Raw genomic sequence first — 3,961 nt, forward strand, 5'->3', positions numbered from 1 at the left:
CAGAGACTCGTCCTCAGAGGGCTTGCTGGTCAAGCTCTTTGAGGACGCTCAGCCTTAAAACCTCAGTTATTCTGCACAAAACTCCCTCAAAAGCCATCAAACATCTTGCACGCGCTCAACTCGCGGCGCTAACAAAAAAAATGTCGATCGTAGTCTTGAATCGGAAGAGCACAAGCCGGCGTCACTCGCGAGCCTTGAAATCGAGCGCCTAGGGTTGATCCATGCCGCAACCCACCATCAAAAAACAATTTTGATCGACTTCGCATATCAGGAAGGAATCAAGGCCGTGGGCTATGTTAAGGGCCTCAATTCCGTGACCGACTACTGGGACACGTGCGAACATAAGCTCGAAGATCCACGGCGTGAGCAGGGCTCGGAGTACGCTTCCACTGCGACCGCCGGCGAATGCGTGCAGGGCGGCCAAGCAGATGCTGGATTTCTTAGTATTAAACCGTATCAGGACTACGCCTGTCGTATTGATAGCGGCAAGGCGCTCATCTCGGTGTACAACAATTTTGTCACCGCTTGGGACCGCTCCATCAATGATGGGATGGAAACTGCATCGAAGGAATGTCTACGTCGTTTTAAGGGGGAGTGCATGGCGCCACCTGCCGAACTTCTGCGAAAAGCAGCACCAGGGGATTCTACCGTGCAAATTGTGCGCACCCAGCCTGATGAAAATGACAAAAGCATAAAGGACATCTACTACCTTGCAACCGACACCGCCTGCCTTGCGGGCGGTTACCTCTACGTTGAAAATCAGTACTTCCAGCACGAAGAGTGGGCGCAGCGTCTCATGCAGAAACGTAAGGAAGTGGTCACCGCCTGGAAACGCGGCTCCGTTAAAGCCGGGAAGAGCATGCAGGACATGCCCTTTATGCACGTCTTTGTTGTCATACCCGTGCCGGAGCGAGCACAAATGATTCCCAGTACCCACGATACGCTCACCGCGCTCGGGGAACCAGGCAGCATGACTGGCCAGATTCAACTGATCGATGAAGCGAACAAAAGCAAGAAAGAGCATATGACCAGAGGCGCGAATGGCGTCCCCCGGTTTGTATCAAGCATTCCCACGGTTGTGCGGCACGCCAATGAGATGGAGAAGCGCGATAACAAACAACTGGAAAGCACTTTCGGACTGAAAGTCTCTGCTGCGATGCTGCAAACGAGTGGTTATGACAAGCGTCGCTGGCGCTATCGTGAAATATATATCCATGCCAAACTGCTGCTGGTCGATGATGGGTTCATGACACTTGGAAGCGCCAATCTGAACCAGCGGAGCATGGCAGTTGACAGTGAAATCAATATTGCCACCAACGACGCGACACTCGCGCGCAGCTTGCGAAGCCGGGTCTGGATGCAGCATAGTGGAAACAAGATTAGCGGTGGAAGCGGGGCTAAGGAAGAAATCGTTGAGGCTTTCAAACAATGGGTCACGCTTATGCAATCCAATAGAAAACAAAAGAATAAAGGACTGCAAATGACAGGATTCCTACTACCTCTTGAAGACGCTCGTAGTTCCACAATACGGTTGGGTTAGTTATGGACAAAGCCGTTTTTTATTCCAACTGTCGGGCACATATTTCGCTCGCAGCTTTCCTATGCATCTCTTTGATCGCTTGCAAAATGCCCAACGACACCCCAAACGTTCTGCCGCGCAACCAAAGCCTTCCTCTGTTTAACCCGCATATGTCCAGCTTTGCCTGTGAAGTGGAAGCGACTAAGACACCGGCCATTGACGCGCAGGCAGAAGCATGGTTTCTTGAGGCGAGAGCTTTGGAGAGGCCGGAAACCGTGGAGGAAGATCGCGACTACAAGGCAATAGTTCAGTTGACATTGCGCGCAGCTGAACGCAAGCATTGGAAGGCAATGCTAAATCTTGCGAGCCTTTATATCGAAGGGCGTGACCCGCTTAAAGGGCCGGAAGACGCCGTCAGACTTGTGGAAGAAGGAATGCGGTTGGGAGTGCCTGCTGCATATGACCGCATGGGCACCTTCTTCATGAATGGTACTGGTGTTAAGAGTGATGCAACACGAGCGTTTGCGTTTTGGCAAAAGGCCGCTCAGATGGGCAATCCACAGGCAATGACTTTTTTGGGCGACAAGCTAGATGCCGCGACAGACAGCGGAGACGGATCTCACTGGGCAAATGTTCCAGTGGCAAAGCAGATGCTGGAATGCGCTTTTGGACAGGGTTATGGTCCTGCAGCTTACCAGCTGAGTTTTCTCGTTGCGGGCAATCGGCCTCCGTCCGGCAGTACGGACCGCACGCGCGAAGAAAGTACTCGTGCTTTACGGATCCTGCATGAGGGTGTCAAGTTCGGCTGCGAAGAGTGTGCCAATGCTTTGCAAATTGAGTTTGGCCATCCCTTCAACTTGGCCGATATGCTGGCGCCCCAAATTGACAAGGCGCGAGGAAAACGCTATGGACTGCTGGGCGATGCCCTAGCCTTTGACCCGAACCTTCGCTTTCCAAACATCGACCAGATACTGCCGTTGCCTCCGGCGACATTGCCGAGCTGGAATGGCGATCGCGACACTTTGCTCAACGCCGCCATGGGGGTTCGGCTGAAGCCAGGTCCGCCGAAACCGACTGCCGCGTCATTGCGTACGGACCGCCATCACCTCGATGCCGCCTTTCTTTTCCGCCACACAGGCGACAAGACCGAGAATGAACGAGCGCCAAGAGCTGGCTTCTGGCAACCGACCAGCCATCAGCAGCCAGAACGCATCCGCTCACAGCTAGCAAAGATCCCGCCAGGCCTATATTCCGCAGAAGAGCGGTTTGAGCACTTTTTCGATCCAACCGAGGATACCCGCAGTCCTATCTTCGGTGTGGTATGGGAGCGCTGGGATACGCAGTGGCACAACGATGAGTCGATTGACCCTCGCGCCGTCTCGGGCCTTGCACGTGAGGTTCAGCTTGATGTGCCAATCATGGCTTGCTCTGGCGGGCGAGTGTGCCCAATAAGCGGAGTGTGGCAGCCTTGGGTACACCCCACGCATCCTCTAAGCACTATCGTGAACCAACACTGGCGCCAGGTATGGCTGAACAAGGGCCAACCGTTTCCGAAACCTGACCATGACTGGCTGCTTGCGTTGCTGGAGCAGGAAGTAACATGGCATTTGATGGATACGTCGGCATGAATCTGCATAGTTATGATAGCGGGGATAGGCGATGAAACATCAAGGACGCGGCGTTATCCGAATGGACGATAAGACCGATCACGGAGGAAAAGTCATCAAGGTCTCATCCGACTCCGTTGTCATGGGCAAAGTCGCCGCGCTTGCAGGTGACATGACTCACTGCCCGAAATGCAACGGTGATTTCCCGATCAAACCGGATGGTGCCGGCGCAAAGCATACGGGTCGTTCCTATGCCTATCATGATGATGTGACCGGATGTGGCGCGAAGCTGATAACGTCGCTAACGTGATTTGCTGAGATCCTCAGCGGGCACAGCACGAGTAGCATGTCTGAGCTAGACCACCAACGTAGCAAAGCTACCCAGGAACTAGCGTATGTCAGGGTTTGTCTGGCCGCGAATGCTCAGTAAGATCGCCATGGTCGGGCGCCGCTGCTTTCGACCATGCACAGAAGTCCGGCACAGGTCGGATCCCGATCGCATCATGCGGCGCCACACCACGATTTCCTGTTGGAGGCGACGGCGCGGCATTGAGGGCCACTGGATAAAGCGCATTTCTCCGCTTCCGCAGCCTCCACACTGGGCCGTATACAGCCCGATCTGCATGGTAAGCTGGTTAAGGCTCGCCGTCACCAGCGTCGTCTGCGCGGCGCACAGCGCGCTTTGGGCGGTTATTGCATTCTGATAACTCTCCCGGTGTTGACGCTGATCGAATATTGACCCACCCTGCTGATTGAAATTTGACCCAGGGGCGGGCGCTGCGTTTGATGCTAGCAGCTGTGGATAAGTATACCAAATAGCAAGGGGAATTGGCGC

General features: G+C 54.3%; 4 protein-coding genes. 3 read left to right on the forward strand and 1 reads right to left on the reverse strand.

The window, feature by feature from the left end:
* Window positions 1–250: 250 nt before the first annotated feature.
* The 3 genes from ACP7D4_RS27610 (at window position 251) to ACP7D4_RS27620 (ending at window position 3,436) form a co-directional block, all read left to right on the forward strand.
* Window positions 251–1,540, forward strand: coding sequence for a phospholipase D-like domain-containing protein (locus tag ACP7D4_RS27610; protein WP_426212612.1), 1,290 nt, complete (start codon window positions 251–253; stop codon window positions 1,538–1,540).
* A gap of 86 nt (window positions 1,541–1,626) precedes the next feature.
* Entirely contained in the window at window positions 1,627–3,147 is a 1,521-nt protein-coding gene (locus ACP7D4_RS27615) for a DUF6396 domain-containing protein (protein ID WP_426212614.1), read from the forward strand.
* 61 nt (window positions 3,148–3,208) lie between these two features.
* Window positions 3,209–3,436, forward strand: coding sequence for a PAAR domain-containing protein (locus ACP7D4_RS27620; RefSeq protein WP_426212615.1), 228 nt, complete (start codon window positions 3,209–3,211; stop codon window positions 3,434–3,436).
* A gap of 78 nt (window positions 3,437–3,514) precedes the next feature.
* Here ACP7D4_RS27620 and ACP7D4_RS27625 read toward each other — a convergent pair.
* Window positions 3,515–3,961: hypothetical protein (locus ACP7D4_RS27625; protein WP_426212616.1), on the reverse strand; the 447-nt coding region annotated here is incomplete at its 5' end.

Source organism: Massilia sp. TWP1-3-3, assembly GCF_049897805.1.
In the GTDB taxonomy this organism is placed as follows: Bacteria; Pseudomonadota; Gammaproteobacteria; order Burkholderiales; family Burkholderiaceae_D; genus Telluria_A.